Source organism: Ruegeria sp. HKCCA4633 (assembly GCF_013034605.1).
Classification (GTDB): Bacteria; Pseudomonadota; Alphaproteobacteria; order Rhodobacterales; family Rhodobacteraceae; genus Ruegeria.
The window spans coordinates 339,846-352,317 of record NZ_WQGJ01000005.1; the positions used below are offsets into that span (position 1 = coordinate 339,846).

Sequence of the window (12,472 nt, forward strand, 5' to 3'; positions counted from 1 at the left end):
CACGTGGACTGGTTGGGCCCTGCCGAAATTGAAGCGTTAAAGCTGTCTTTGCGCGTGTCGTTCTGGGCGACGCTGGCGACGTTGCCGTTTGGGATTTTCGTAGCCTACGCGCTGGCCCGCTGGAGGTTTCCCGGCCGGCAGGTCCTAAATGGTCTGGTGCATTTGCCGTTAATCCTGCCACCTGTTGTTACGGGCTATCTGTTGTTGCTGACCTTTGGAGTTCAGGGACCTCTTGGGCGTGTTCTGGCAGAGTTCGGGATAGTTGTCGCGTTTCGCTGGACCGGGGCGGCGCTGGCTGCAGGGATCATGGCATTCCCCTTAATGGTCCGGGCCATACGGTTGTCGATCGAGGCTGTGGATCCAAAACTAGAGCAAGCCGGGGCCACGCTGGGGGCGTCGCGCCCGATGGTTTTTGTGACCGTGACTTTGCCGATGATCCTTCCTGGGGTCATAGCCGGGGCCATTCTAGCTTTTGCCAAGGCAATGGGCGAATTTGGTGCAACCATCACGTTTGTGTCTAACATTCCGGGCCAGACCCAAACGCTTCCGTCAGCAGTCTATGCATTCTTGCAGGTTCCGGGCGGCGAGTCGGCTGCAACGCGGTTGGTCCTTATCTCAATCGTTATCGCGATGAGCGCCCTTCTTTTGTCAGAATACGTAGGACGGCGCGCTGCCGCACGGGTGGCCGGATCATGAGTCTTTCCGTTCGGGTGCATCATCATTTGTCGGATCTGGATCTGGATGTCAGCTTTGACGCACCGCCCGGAGTGACTGTCTTGTTCGGGCGGTCCGGGTCGGGCAAGACGACCATCGTCAATGCGGTGGCCGGGCTGCTGCGACCTCAGGCGGGTCGCGTTGCGGTCGAGGATTGGGTTCTTTTCGACACGGGTCACGGGCAATGGCTGCCGCCACACCGGCGGCGGTTAGGGTATATCTTTCAGGAAGGGCGGCTATTCCCTCATCTGACCGTACGCCAAAATCTGGCCTACGGTCGCTGGTTTGCCCCCAAAAGGGCGCAGCGGGAAGACCCCGAAAAGGTCATCGAAATGCTGGGCATTGGCCACCTGCTGGATCGCCGACCAGCCGGGTTGTCAGGGGGCGAAAAACAACGCGTGGCCATTGGGCGTGCGCTGCTGGCGAGCCCGCGTCTGATCCTTGCAGATGAACCTCTGGCCGCGTTGGACGAGGCGCGGAAAGCAGAGATTCTGCCGTATTTCGAACGTCTCAGGGATGAGGTATCTGTTCCTATTCTCTATGTAACCCACTCGGCGGCCGAGGTCGCGCGTCTGGCGACCTCGGTTGTTGCACTTCAAGACGGAAAAGCCGTGCGCCATGGGCCCGCTTCCGAGGTTTTAGCCGATCCTTCGGTTGCCCCGGCCGGGGTTCGCGCAGTTGGGGCCGTTTTGGAAGTTCAGGTCGTGCAGCATCACACTGACGGGCTGACAGAGTTGAATGCCAACGGCGCAAGATTGTTCCTGCCACGCATTGCGCATGACGTAGGGGCGCAATTGCGCATCCGCATCCCGGCGCAAGAGGTGATCTTGTCAAACCAAAAGCCCGAGGGATTGTCTGCACTGAACGTGCTCAGCGGTACGGTGGCCTCGATCCGATCGGGCGAGGGGCCTGGCGCAATTGTGTCCGTCACGACCCCTGCAGGTAGTGTTCTGGCGCGCGTCACACGTCGATCAGTGGCGGCATTAAACTTGCAGGTGGGCAGCCCATGTCACGCGATTATTAAGACGGTTGCCCTGGCTCCTCAGGATGTCGGCGGGCGTATCGCGCCGGGCCAGTAATCTCAGGTAAGCGCGCGCGCCTCATGTTCGCGCAGTATCAAACGCGCGGCGCGGCCAAACCCGGTGTGACCCGAAGCTGGCCGGTCTGGAAAGATTGCAGCCAGTTCCCGAAGCGCGTCGGAAGACAGCGTGTAAAGCGCTTCTTCCCCCAGAAACAGGCTTTCAGCTTGCAGCCCTTCTGCATTCAGAATTTCATGACGATCCAACAATATATGCAGGTACTCAATCGCCTCTACCGAGGTATCCACATAAATACCCGGCCAGTCGCATAGATGCTTTGCAGCCACCAGCGCCTCGGCGGCACCGAACAGCAGTTCCACTTTCGGGCCCTTCACCAGAATGCGGTGCTGTTGCGAAACCAGAAGATCCCGACGGGGTGAGTTCGACCCCAGACTTCCTGCTGAAATGCGCACAGGCCGCATCGCAGGCTCGGCGCATAATCGTTCGCGAGGTATCACACTGCTTTCGATCCAGCGAATGGGTTGCAGCCCGTGATCCGCGGTAGCAACCTTGTGACCTACGTCCAGCGTTTCGATGACCTTTGGACCGTCTTCGGTCTCGATCAAAGTCCCGGCTGCAAAGCACACACCTTCGATCCTGATCGTGACTGCAACCGGGTCCGGGTTGTTGGAAAACGGCAGGGTAAAGGGCCCCACTTGTGTGGTGCCAGTAACGCTGATGAAGAAGGTATCGAAAACGACTTCGCCGTTGTCCAAGCTGTCAAAAAAGGTCGGGTCGACCGCATAGGTCCACTCGCCAGTGTTTGGATCAATCGAGGCAGTACCGTTGGCGGGGGGTGTTGCAATCGTCCAGGTCTGGGTCGTTGGTGTGAATGTGCCATTGTCCAGCGTCGGCTGTCCCATCGCCACATTCGGCGGGGATCCGGTCACGTTTCCGGTCAATTCGCCTGTGATTGTTACCGAGACCACTTAACCTTCGCCTTGCTGCAACACCTGTTCAAATTCTCGTTTCCGATACAGGCGCATATGGACCTCGCCCGCCTGATCCCGCGTCCATTCGACGATCCGGTTGCGTGTCATGTCGCTGTCCATCCGGTTTGTTCGCACACGTGGATGTGGGATCTCTTGTTTAAGGATATCAACAATCTGGCTTGTTTGTCCAAACGGGGCCACCAGATCGACGATCCAGAAGGAAGGACCACTGGTAAAATCGGTATCCTTCAGTGGTTTTTCCTGTACCGCATAGCGGTACTCGGCCTCGGGGCTGAGCCCGGCAAAGGTAACAAAGCCACGGGGAAAACCGTCTTGCCGGAAGATATGGTACTGGCCCAGGCGAAATGGAGTTTCGAATGCATAGAGAACCTGTGCCAGATTGCGTTTTTGATGAGTCTTCGTCAGCCCGGCAAGATAGAACATCGCGCCCAGATCGGCATATTTCTCGGGCGGAAAATCAAACCAGTCTTTGGGGAAGCTCTTGCTCAACGGGACAGGCCAACTTTGCAATGTGAACCAAAACCTTAATCACAGTGTACCCTTTTCCAGCGATATGGGTAGAAGAATTTCTTAACCGCGCCCACGCCGTCCTCATCTCGAGGGTGCAGCGCTTTACTCGGGCGCTGACCTGGCTATGTTAATGAGAAGGGAGCATTTTTACGGGATGCTGGATTATGCGTTTTCTTAAGGTTTTTGCCTCAACTGCTCTGGTGTTGGCACCTGCAATTGCCGAGGCTGTCGGTTTTGGCCTGTATGTCCGCCCTCAATTTCGCACAGAGATCACGGCGCTGCCGGATGGGGTTTATGAGGTCAAGGCTGTAGGCTCGTCAGCGCCCGTGAATTACTGGTGCGGTATCGGCGACTATGCGATCCGAACTTTGGGCGTGCCGAACAATCAACGGATCTATATTTATCGTGCTTATGAACCCGGTGTCCGGACAGTTCAGTTTTCTCTGACACCGCCACCCGGCGCGGATACCAAGCCGGGATACTCAATAACGGTTCGAAAGGTCGGTGCCAACATGTCGGCATCGTCGGCACAGAACTACTGTTACGACAACTTCATCATGGACACGTTCTGAGCGTCAGACCCATTTCGCCATCGGCGGCAGGCTCATCAGAACCGCATCCGGGTCATGCCCGGTTTCCAGCCCAAATTTTGTGCCGCGGTCGTAGACCAGGTTGTATTCCGCATACAGACCGCGATGCACGAGTTGGGTGTTCTTGTCCGCGTCTGTGAAACCCTGCAAGCGACGCTTTTCAACCAATGGCAAGAAGGCGGGCAGGAATGCACGACCGATATCCTGGGTCAGGGCAAAATCGGCCTGCCATTCCCCGGTGCAGTAGTCATCCATGAAAATCCCACCCACGCCTCGTGCACGCTTGCGATGAGGAATATAGAAATACTCGTCCGCCCAGTCTTTCAGGCGCGGATAGTGTGCGACGCCGTGCGGGTCCAGATGAGCTTTTTGGGTGGAGTGGAAATGGCGTGTGTCTTCGTCATATTCGATACAGGGGTTCAGGTCCGAGCCCCCACCAAACCACCAGGCGTGCGGCGTCCAGAACATGCGTGTGTTCATGTGCACCGCAGGGACATGGGGATTTTGCATATGGGCCACGAGACTGATCCCCGAAGCCCAGAAGCGGGGATCCTCGGTCATGCCGGGGATACCTTTGCGCGCCGCCATCGCGTGCTGTGCGCGTTCACCCAATGTGCCGAAGACGGTCGAGACATTGACGCCAACTTTCTCGAACACGCGACCGCCATGCATCACAGACATCAGCCCGCCACCTGCATCCGAACCATCCTCAGATTGGCGCTCGGTTTCTTTGACCTCGAACCGACCGGGTTTTGCATCGGAAAACGGTCCAGTGTCGTGGCTGTCTTCAAGGGCTTCGAACGCAGAGACAATATCGTCGCGCAGTTGTCGGAACCAGGCGGAGGCAGTGGATTTTTCTGTATCGAACATGTGTCTTAGTGGGCTGGGGCAGCTACGGGGTCAAGCAATGTACGCCCGCCGTCGATTGTCAGGATCTGACCTGTGATGAAACCGGCTGCGTCGGACGCCAGAAACTGCGCGGTTTCGGTCAGCTCTGTCGCCGAAGCGATACGGGCCAGCGGCGTGTGCTTTTCAATATCGTCCCGGAAGTCCCGGTTTTCCTTGAGTTTCGATTGTAACGAAGCGCTCATGACCGAGCCCAGTGCGATCGAATTGACCCGAATACGGTTCGGAGCAAGCGCGACTGCAAGGGATCGGGTCATCTGATCCAGCGCCGCGGTCGACACGGAATAGGCCATCAGGTCGGGATGCGTCCGGCGGGCTGCGATAGAAGACAAGTTGATGATCGACCCGGCGGGGTTTTCTTCATCCCCGTCCGCCTGTTTGATCATGCGCTTGGAAACCAATTGGCTTAGCCGCAGGGCGGGCATCAGGTTCTGGTTCAGCAGAGTACGCACCGAGTCGTCATCTGGGTCCAGAGGATCAGATGGGATCACCTGCCGCGCGCCGTTGATCAGAATATCCACCTGATCAAAAGCGTCCAGTGTGGCAGAAAGCAGGTTTGCTATGGTCAGCTTTTCGCGCAAATCGCCCGCGAAATAGCGGATATTGCCGTCCTCGGCCTGACCGCCTAACTCATCGATCAGACGCTTTTCGTCCATGTCGGCGAACATGACATTTGCCCCTGCATCAGCGAAATGGCGTCCAATAGCCAGACCGATGCCGTTGGCACCGCCCGTTACGATTGCTGTCTTGCCAGCGATGGAAAAGGACATCCGAATCCTCCTGAATTGGGGGCAGGTTAGCGAGCCTTAGCGCCGAGGGCGAGAGGCCTGAAGCACCTTGAACCGGTTGTCTCCGGCAATTTCAGTGACCTGAGCGAAATGTTCGTTCAGCGTGGTTTCGTAGGGAAGGTGGCGATTGGCGACCATCCACAGAGTTCCGTTGCGGGTCAGATTGCGTGCGGCAGCGACGATAAATCCCTGACCCAGCGCGGGGTCCGCGCTGCGCGAGGTGTGAAACGGGGGGTTCATGACGACGGTGTCGATGGGCTCGGGTGCGGTCCATTTGACTGCATCTGCCCAATAGAACTGTGCTCTTGAATCCAAGATGTTTCTGCGCGCGCAGGTCAGAGCGGCATGATCTGCCTCGACCAGGTGCAATGACTTGACGTCGTCACGTTTGAGGATCTCTGCTGACAAATATCCCCAACCTGCACCAAGGTCGGCGACGCGTGCGCCAAGTTTGGCAGGCAAGACATTTGACGACATGGCCGAAGCCGGATCGACTCCATCTGCCGAAAACACGCCTGGCGCGGTTTGAAAATCACCGACCTTCTGTGTGGCGGGCGCGGCCCAATCCTCCAAAGCAGCTGCGTTGGCCTGAAACCAGAAAATTTTGCCGTGTGCTTTGGACAGGGGGCCTTCGACAGCAATCCGCTTGCGCACATCTTTCAATATGCTGTCCACCCCATCGGTCTTGGCCCCATCGACCACGACAACCCCAGCAGCCCGTGAACACGCCCGCTGGATCATCGCGCGCGCCAGCGCCTTGGCACGTGGCAAAAACACGATGGCATCCTGACAGGGGTTTTTTGCTTCGGGCACTGTGTCAAAACCTTGCGCGGCAAAACAGTCGTGAAAGGGTTTGAACGGTTGCACCACCTGCGCACCGGGGGGAAGCGTCGAAAGGTCATGCTCTGGCACCGGGCAAATCACCGTCAAAGGCTGCGACAGCGACAGGCCGTTTTGCAAAGCAAGTTCCAGACGTGGGGACATGGGCAATTCCGGCAAAAAAAAGAGAAGGGTGCGTCAGGCGAGATGCCTTATTCTTCGCGTTCCATGGTGCATTGCAGCGGGTGTTGGTGCCTGCGGGCAAAGTCCATCACCTGGCCAACTTTGGTCTCAGCAATCTCGTGGCTGAAGACGCCGACAACGGCCACGCCCTTTTTGTGAACGGTCAGCATGATTTCAAACGCCTGAGCGTGGGTCATACCAAAGAAACGCTCTAGCACGTGCACGACAAACTCCATTGGCGTGTAATCGTCGTTCAGCAACAGCACCTTATACAAGGGCGGACGCTTGGTTTTTGGGCGCGTCTGAAGCAGGACAGACGCGTCACCGTCGTCGTCCGGGGTCTCAGACATCATCCAGGTCTTTTCCAGCATCGTGTGCAACTGTCCGATTCAGGCTTGGGGTTTATCTTGGCGCTTATATAACGTGGGGATAGCCGGTGAAAAGAGCAAGCGAACGTAAATCGGATGACGAAGAAACTGACCACAATCGGGTTTGATGCGGATGATACCCTTTGGCACAACGAACGGTTTTTTCAGCTGACACAGGCCCATTTTGCCGAATTGCTGGCTGATCACACCGACCGCGATCACCTGATGGAGCGTCTTCTGGCCGCCGAAAAACGCAACATCAGGCATTATGGATATGGGATAAAGGGGTTTGTTCTGTCGATGATCGAAACCGCCATCGAGGTGACAGAAGACCGTGTTCCGGCCTCGGTCATTCGGCAATTGATCGAAGCCGGGCAAGAGATGCTGGCGCATCCGATCGAGCTGCTGCCTCATGCGCGCGAAGCGGTCGAGAACGTGACTGACGCTTATCGCGTCATTCTCATCACCAAGGGCGATCTAATCGATCAGGAACGGAAATTGGCCCAGTCAGGGCTGGGCGATTTGTTCGACGGGGTCGAGATCGTCTCGGAAAAGACTTCGGATACCTATCGGACGATTTTTGAATCCCACGGGGATGGTCCGGCGTCTGCAATGATGGTTGGCAATTCCATGCGCTCGGATGTGGTGGCTCCGATTCAGGCCGGATGCTGGGGCGTTTACGTGCCCCACGGTCTGGTGTGGGAGGTTGAGTACGCCGAAGCCCCGGTTGAAAGCCCCCGATTCCGCGAGCTGCGCGATTTGGGTGATCTGGCTGATCTGGTGAGCAGCCTGAGGTAATGTTGCCTATTGGCCGCAGTTCTGCAAATTTCGAGCCGCGCGGCGGCAAAGCATTGCCACAATCGCGCATCTGGTGGGCCAGGGCTGGAACGTCATCAACATATAGCCTTGTGCGGGCGCATGACGAAACCGCGAAATGCGCAGCTTTCAGTTTATTTCATGGCCCCTCTGTGTTAGCTTAGTCGGTATCAAAATAATTTTGCTGACCGGGAAAACCCGGCGGCGCGAGGCAGACAGAGGCAAAGATCGTGCAGATTCGGCGGACAGTTCCGGCCCGAACGGGCTTATTCCTTATAGCGATGCTATGTGTGCTGGCGTTTGCGCCACTCAAATCCATCGCGGCACCTTATGCGGCAATGGTAATTGACGCTCGTACCGGAGAGGTTTTGCATTCGCGCAATGCTGACACGCGGTTGCATCCGGCATCGCTGACCAAGATGATGACGCTGTACATCGCGTTTGAAGCGGTGCGAAATGGCGAGATTACACTGGATACGCCTGTACGGATCACCAAGAAGGCTGCGGCCGAGCCGCCTTCCAAGTTGGGTCTACGAACGGGGCAGACGATTGCTTTCCGGTATCTGATCCGCGCGGCAGCGGTGAAATCAGCCAATGACGCGGCAACCGCTATCGGCATCGCCATCAGCGGGTCCGAAGCCGCGTTTGCGCGCCGTATGACACGCACTGCCAAGGCCATGGGCATGAGCCGTACGACTTTCAAGAACGCGCATGGTCTGACCGAGTCGGGGCATTTGTCCACCGCGCGCGACATGACCACGCTGGGACGGCATCTGCTGTACGATTATCCGCAGTATTATAACCTGTTCTCGCGTCAATCGACACATGCAGGGATCAAGACTGTACCGAATACCAACCGTCGCCTGTTGGCCGCGTACAAAGGGGCAGATGGAATCAAAACCGGGTATACACGCGCTGCGGGGTTCAACCTGGTGGCGTCGGCCAAGCGCAAAAATGAACGGATCATCGCAACCGTCTTTGGCGGAAAGTCGGGCGCATCGCGCAATGCCAAAGTTGCCGAGCTGTTGGATTTGGGTTTCCGCCGCGCCCCATCGCGAGCGCCTATCCGCAAGCCGGCGCGCCCGGCTTATGCTGGAAATGCCGGACTGGGCGTACAGGTCGCGGGTGTAAGCGGACCGCCCAAAACAAGTCTGCGCCCAGTTGTACGTCCAAGCGCGACAACGCAGGTTGCAAGTGCCGTTGCGGCGACTGCGGATCAGAACCGCGACCGGATCACAAATGGCATTGCGGCTGCCATCGCCCAAGCGGATATCGCACCGACCAATACGTCTGAACAAACACCGGGCACCCGCCCGACACAGCGCCCGACCGGTCTGGTACTGGCGTCGACCGAAACGGCCAAACAGCCCGAGCCCGAGCAGGAGGTGGTCACCCGACTTTCTTCGTCTGGCGGGCATCTGTGGGGCGTCAATGTGGGGCGTTACACCACACGATATGAGGCCGAGAAGGTGCTGCTGAAAACCGCTTTGTCAGAAATGACGACGCTAGAGGGCACGCTGCGCAAGGTGAACCAAAGCTCGCGCGGCTTCGATGCAACTTTTCAAGGCATGACCCGCGAGCAGGCCGATCTGGCGTGCCGCCGGTTACAGGCCCGCAATGTGACCTGTTTCATGATCGGACCATCATAAGGTTCGGCAAAATACTCTCCTGTTGGGTCTGGGCTGTGGTTTTCCACAGCCCTTTTTTCATGACAGCGCAGTATTAAAGGCGTGTAGGGTTATCGGACGAACTTCGTCACCTCGACGCCGCCGCCGATCAGGCTTTCCCTCACGGAACGGGCGATCTGAACCGCAGTTGGTCCGTCCCCATGCAGACAAATCGTGTCGATGGAGGTCTCTAGCCTCTTACCGCTTTCAGTGATGATAGCGCCTTCGCGGACCATGTTCAGAATGCGTGGACCAGCCACATCAGCGTCGTGGATCACGGCACCGGGCAGGCTGCGGTCCACCAAGGTGCCATCGTCGTTGTAGGCGCGGTCGGCAAAGATCTCGCCCACCCATTTACACCCAAGCTCGCGCACGGCATCTTCCTGTTTTGTCACAGCAAGCACCATGACAATAATGTCGGGGTCCACATCCAAAGCGCCCTGATAGCAGGCCCGCGCCATATCAATATCGACCGAGCACATATTGGCCAGCGCGCCGTGCAGCTTGAGGTGCCGAACTTTGGTGCCGACCGCCTTGGCCATGCCCATTGCTGCGCCCAACTGATACCGCACCAAATTGCGCAACGCATTATGGGGCACTTTCATGTTCCTACGGCCAAAGCCCTGCAGATCGGGAAAGCCGGGATGCGCACCTATGCCCACATTGTTGTCGGTCGCAAGTTGCATTGTCGCCGCCATCACATCCGGGTCGCCTGCATGAAAACCACAGGCGATGTTGGCGGAGGTGATGATTTTCAACAGGCTTTCGTCATCGCCCATCTTCCAGGGGCCAAAACTCTCCCCCATATCGGCATTCAGATCGACGCTGGGCATCGGCAATTCTCCTTAGTCGGTGGCAGAGATCACTCCGCCGATCAATTGGTAGGACAACAGGTCCTGAATGTCGTGCGGGTCACGGATCAGAGGTTCGACCCGTGAGGGCAGGCGCGCAAGTTCTGACAGGAAGGCAGTGTGCAACGCGCTTGCCTCGTCCATGCTGACAAATCTGAAAAGGATTTTACCACCGGCAGGCGTTTGTGCAGCGCGCGGCATATCGCAGGGCAAAACGGTTGCAATACGAGGATAACCCCCGGTGGTCTGGCACTCCGGCAACAGGATGAACGGATCCCCTGTGCCGGTCATTTGAATATCGCCGGGGGTGATCACCTCGGACAAAATGTTCAGCTGACCGGATGCCGCAAACCCGTCTCCGTCGCTATCCACTTGCATCCCCATCCGGTTGGCGCGCGTTCCGCGCCGGAAAGTGGTCGCGGCAAAGCGATCCAATGTCGAGCGATCAAACAGTGTGGTCTGAAAGCTTGCCACCACACGCAGTTCTCCGCCCGCGAACCGTTCATCAGGCGTTAGTTTCAACCCGGTCTGGCCTGCATCTGGTCCGCATGTCAGCCTGTCGCCTTGTTCTAACGCACGACCGATCCGCGCCGTCAAATGTGCCGAGCGCGAACCCAGAAAAACATCGGACTCTATTCCGCCGCCGAGATGAAGATAGCCATAGTTACCCTGTACAGCTGCCCCAATGTTCATTCGTTGCCCGGCAGTCAATTGATGTGACGCATTCCAGGTCACTGGGCTGCCGTCGATGCTGGTTTGCATCCGCGCACCGGTTAGTGCAATGCGCACGTCTTGCGTGACCTCAAACTCACCGCCCATTCCGGCCATTTCGAGCGCTGCGAGGTTCGGGCTCTGCCCCAGTAAAGCAGCCCCTTCATGCAAGGCCAATATATCGGCGGCACCAGAACGCGACAAACCCTGGTCCAGATACCCGGTACGCCCCTGATCCTGGATTGTACATGAAGGGCCGATCCGATGGACGATCAGACTCATGGTGCGATCTCCTCACAGATGGCACCACCGGTACCGTCTGTATTGGTGGCGCGGATATGCTCCAACTTTTCACGGGATACTGGCGTGAACAGCAATTCGTCACCGGGGCTCAACGGGAATGTATCGGACCTCTCCGGGCGAAAGCATCTAAAGGCGGTTTGTCCGACATGCCGCCATCCGGTTGGTGTTGGGCCGGAAAACAAGACGAATTGCGAGATCGCCAGAACCAACGCGCCCTCTGGCACCATCGGGGTCAGGTTTTGCAGTCGGGGAATATTGAACTCGGGCCCCAGTGGCCCAAGGTAGGGCTGTCCGGGCGCAAACCCTATGGTCAAAACCCTCACCCGCGACTGTCCAAGGCGTCGTATTGCCTCTTCCGGCGTTAAGCCAGCGGCAGCGGCAGCGTCGTCCAGCTGTGGCGCCAGATCGGTTCCGTAGACTGTTGGAACGCGCCACAGCTTGCGACCTGTTGGAAGGGGTGTGTTGTACCAGTCCTTTTGGTCCAGAAGATACTGGAGTCTTTCAAGCATTTGCTGATGAGAAATGAGCTGTGTGTCGAAACGCACAAAGGTCGAGCCCAAAGACGCCGAAGACTCTGTGACTTCATCCCATTGCAGACCGTCTACTTCGGACCGGAATGCCAGCGCTGCACAATTTGCCTTCTCTGACATGATATCCGCAAATGTGACGAGCGCTCCGTCAAACCCAACGGTTCTGACCAAAGGAAACTGAACGTGACGGGCCATACTGATCCTGCGTGTGACAACAAAGTACGGGAACCAGACCCCATCCAAAGGAGATGTGCAAGACAGGTCTTGAGGGGTTTGGCGGTAGACGAACGAGGTTTGGGTAAGGTCAAAAGATCAGGGTTAGTTTGGCTGTTCTTCGATTCTCACTCGTCAGTTGGCTCGGGATTTGGTGAAATCCTCGAGTCGGATCGTGGGCTCGAGTCGCTCCGACTTGTGCCTGCGCTCTGTTGGCGCTCTAGATGTAGTGGCGGTGTGGTTTGGCCGAGACTTTCGAAGAAAGGGTTTGTTAACGTGTATAGCTTTTCAGCTCTGATTTAGCGGTATGTTGATTGCTTTAAGTATTTGAAATTAAATAATTTTAAGGCGTGACTCAAAAAACTTTTGATTTTTTGTTTTTTTGGGTTGCGGGTTTTGGGAGTAAACCTTAGAACCCCCTTCACCGGCGCTGCTGAGGCGCTGGGACGCTGCGGAAGCGGCGGTGACACA

14 protein-coding genes are annotated in these 12,472 nt (G+C 57.2%); 5 read left to right on the plus strand and 9 right to left on the minus strand.

Features of this window, described 5'->3' with window-relative positions; all coding sequences use genetic code 11:
- Positions 1-3: 3 nt before the first annotated feature.
- Entirely contained in the window at positions 4-696 is a 693-nt protein-coding gene (modB, locus tag GOV85_RS14705) for a molybdate ABC transporter permease subunit (protein WP_171179394.1), read from the plus strand.
- The gene (gene modC / locus GOV85_RS14710) at positions 693-1,793 is read left to right on the plus strand and encodes a molybdenum ABC transporter ATP-binding protein (protein ID WP_171179396.1); all 1,101 of its coding nucleotides are present in this window, start codon (positions 693-695) and stop codon (positions 1,791-1,793) included. The genes modB and modC overlap by 4 nt, the downstream gene beginning before the upstream one ends.
- A gap of 2 nt (positions 1,794-1,795) precedes the next feature.
- Here the strand turns inward: modC and GOV85_RS14715 are convergent, their stop codons facing one another.
- Together GOV85_RS14715 and GOV85_RS14720 are read right to left on the minus strand one after the other, a co-directional pair.
- Positions 1,796-2,722, minus strand: a complete 927-nt coding sequence (locus GOV85_RS14715; RefSeq protein WP_348540169.1) for a Hint domain-containing protein — start codon at positions 2,720-2,722, stop codon at positions 1,796-1,798.
- A complete protein-coding gene (locus GOV85_RS14720) occupies positions 2,723-3,235 on the minus strand; it encodes a toxin-activating lysine-acyltransferase (protein WP_171179397.1) in 513 nt (170 codons plus the stop codon).
- Positions 3,236-3,420: 185 nt separating this feature from the next.
- Between GOV85_RS14720 and GOV85_RS14725 the strand changes: the two genes are divergently transcribed.
- Positions 3,421-3,828 (plus strand): hypothetical protein, encoded by a 408-nt coding sequence (locus tag GOV85_RS14725; RefSeq protein ID WP_171179399.1) that lies wholly within the window; start codon positions 3,421-3,423, stop codon positions 3,826-3,828.
- A gap of 3 nt (positions 3,829-3,831) precedes the next feature.
- Here the strand turns inward: GOV85_RS14725 and hemF are convergent, their stop codons facing one another.
- From hemF to clpS, 4 genes are read right to left on the minus strand one after another with little or no spacing between them, the layout of a single operon-like run.
- Complete coding sequence (gene hemF / locus GOV85_RS14730) at positions 3,832-4,716, minus strand: oxygen-dependent coproporphyrinogen oxidase (protein ID WP_171179401.1); 885 nt, start codon at positions 4,714-4,716, stop codon at positions 3,832-3,834.
- A gap of 5 nt (positions 4,717-4,721) precedes the next feature.
- Positions 4,722-5,522 (minus strand): SDR family NAD(P)-dependent oxidoreductase, encoded by an 801-nt coding sequence (locus GOV85_RS14735; protein ID WP_171179403.1) that lies wholly within the window; start codon positions 5,520-5,522, stop codon positions 4,722-4,724.
- Between the two features lie 36 nt (positions 5,523-5,558).
- Positions 5,559-6,524, minus strand: coding sequence for a class I SAM-dependent methyltransferase (locus GOV85_RS14740; RefSeq protein WP_171179405.1), 966 nt, complete (start codon positions 6,522-6,524; stop codon positions 5,559-5,561).
- A gap of 47 nt (positions 6,525-6,571) precedes the next feature.
- Positions 6,572-6,913 carry an ATP-dependent Clp protease adapter ClpS gene (gene clpS, locus GOV85_RS14745; protein WP_171179408.1) on the minus strand — a complete coding sequence of 114 codons (342 nt, stop codon included), beginning with the start codon at positions 6,911-6,913 and terminating at the stop codon, positions 6,572-6,574.
- Between the two features lie 93 nt (positions 6,914-7,006).
- On the opposite strand from clpS, the gene GOV85_RS14750 reads away from it, so the two are divergent.
- A complete protein-coding gene (locus GOV85_RS14750) occupies positions 7,007-7,708 on the plus strand; it encodes an HAD family hydrolase (RefSeq protein WP_171179410.1) in 702 nt (233 codons plus the stop codon).
- A 299-nt stretch (positions 7,709-8,007) separates the two neighbouring features.
- Complete coding sequence (locus GOV85_RS14755; protein WP_171179459.1) at positions 8,008-9,375, plus strand: D-alanyl-D-alanine carboxypeptidase family protein; 1,368 nt, start codon at positions 8,008-8,010, stop codon at positions 9,373-9,375.
- A gap of 89 nt (positions 9,376-9,464) precedes the next feature.
- On the opposite strand, the gene GOV85_RS14760 is transcribed toward GOV85_RS14755, so the two are convergent.
- The 3 genes from GOV85_RS14760 to GOV85_RS14770 are packed head-to-tail and all read right to left on the minus strand — an operon-like array spanning position 9,465 to position 11,983.
- A complete protein-coding gene (locus tag GOV85_RS14760; protein WP_171179412.1) occupies positions 9,465-10,226 on the minus strand; it encodes a LamB/YcsF family protein in 762 nt (253 codons plus the stop codon).
- Between the two features lie 12 nt (positions 10,227-10,238).
- Positions 10,239-11,237, minus strand: a complete 999-nt coding sequence (locus GOV85_RS14765; RefSeq protein WP_171179414.1) for a biotin-dependent carboxyltransferase family protein — start codon at positions 11,235-11,237, stop codon at positions 10,239-10,241.
- Positions 11,234-11,983 carry an allophanate hydrolase subunit 1 gene (locus GOV85_RS14770; protein ID WP_171179416.1) on the minus strand — a complete coding sequence of 250 codons (750 nt, stop codon included), beginning with the start codon at positions 11,981-11,983 and terminating at the stop codon, positions 11,234-11,236. The genes GOV85_RS14765 and GOV85_RS14770 overlap by 4 nt, the downstream gene beginning before the upstream one ends.
- Positions 11,984-12,472 lie beyond the last annotated feature (489 nt).

What these genes read in the sequence shown, in the direction of transcription:
- GOV85_RS14735 (WP_171179403.1), bottom strand. Translation starts at nt 5,522, where the DNA reads ATGTCCTTTTCCATCGCTGGCAAGACAGCAATCGTAACGGGCGGTGCC.
- clpS (WP_171179408.1), bottom strand. Translation starts at nt 6,913, where the DNA reads ATGCTGGAAAAGACCTGGATGATGTCTGAGACCCCGGACGACGACGGT.
- GOV85_RS14765 (WP_171179414.1), bottom strand. Translation starts at nt 11,237, where the DNA reads ATGAGTCTGATCGTCCATCGGATCGGCCCTTCATGTACAATCCAGGAT.
- hemF (WP_171179401.1), bottom strand. Translation starts at nt 4,716, where the DNA reads ATGTTCGATACAGAAAAATCCACTGCCTCCGCCTGGTTCCGACAACTG.
- GOV85_RS14770 (WP_171179416.1), bottom strand. Translation starts at nt 11,983, where the DNA reads ATGGCCCGTCACGTTCAGTTTCCTTTGGTCAGAACCGTTGGGTTTGAC.
- GOV85_RS14740 (WP_171179405.1), bottom strand. Translation starts at nt 6,524, where the DNA reads ATGTCCCCACGTCTGGAACTTGCTTTGCAAAACGGCCTGTCGCTGTCG.
- GOV85_RS14750 (WP_171179410.1), top strand. Translation starts at nt 7,007, where the DNA reads ATGACGAAGAAACTGACCACAATCGGGTTTGATGCGGATGATACCCTT.
- GOV85_RS14760 (WP_171179412.1), bottom strand. Translation starts at nt 10,226, where the DNA reads ATGCCCAGCGTCGATCTGAATGCCGATATGGGGGAGAGTTTTGGCCCC.
- GOV85_RS14755 (WP_171179459.1), top strand. Translation starts at nt 8,008, where the DNA reads ATGCTATGTGTGCTGGCGTTTGCGCCACTCAAATCCATCGCGGCACCT.
- GOV85_RS14725 (WP_171179399.1), top strand. Translation starts at nt 3,421, where the DNA reads ATGCGTTTTCTTAAGGTTTTTGCCTCAACTGCTCTGGTGTTGGCACCT.
- modC (WP_171179396.1), top strand. Translation starts at nt 693, where the DNA reads ATGAGTCTTTCCGTTCGGGTGCATCATCATTTGTCGGATCTGGATCTG.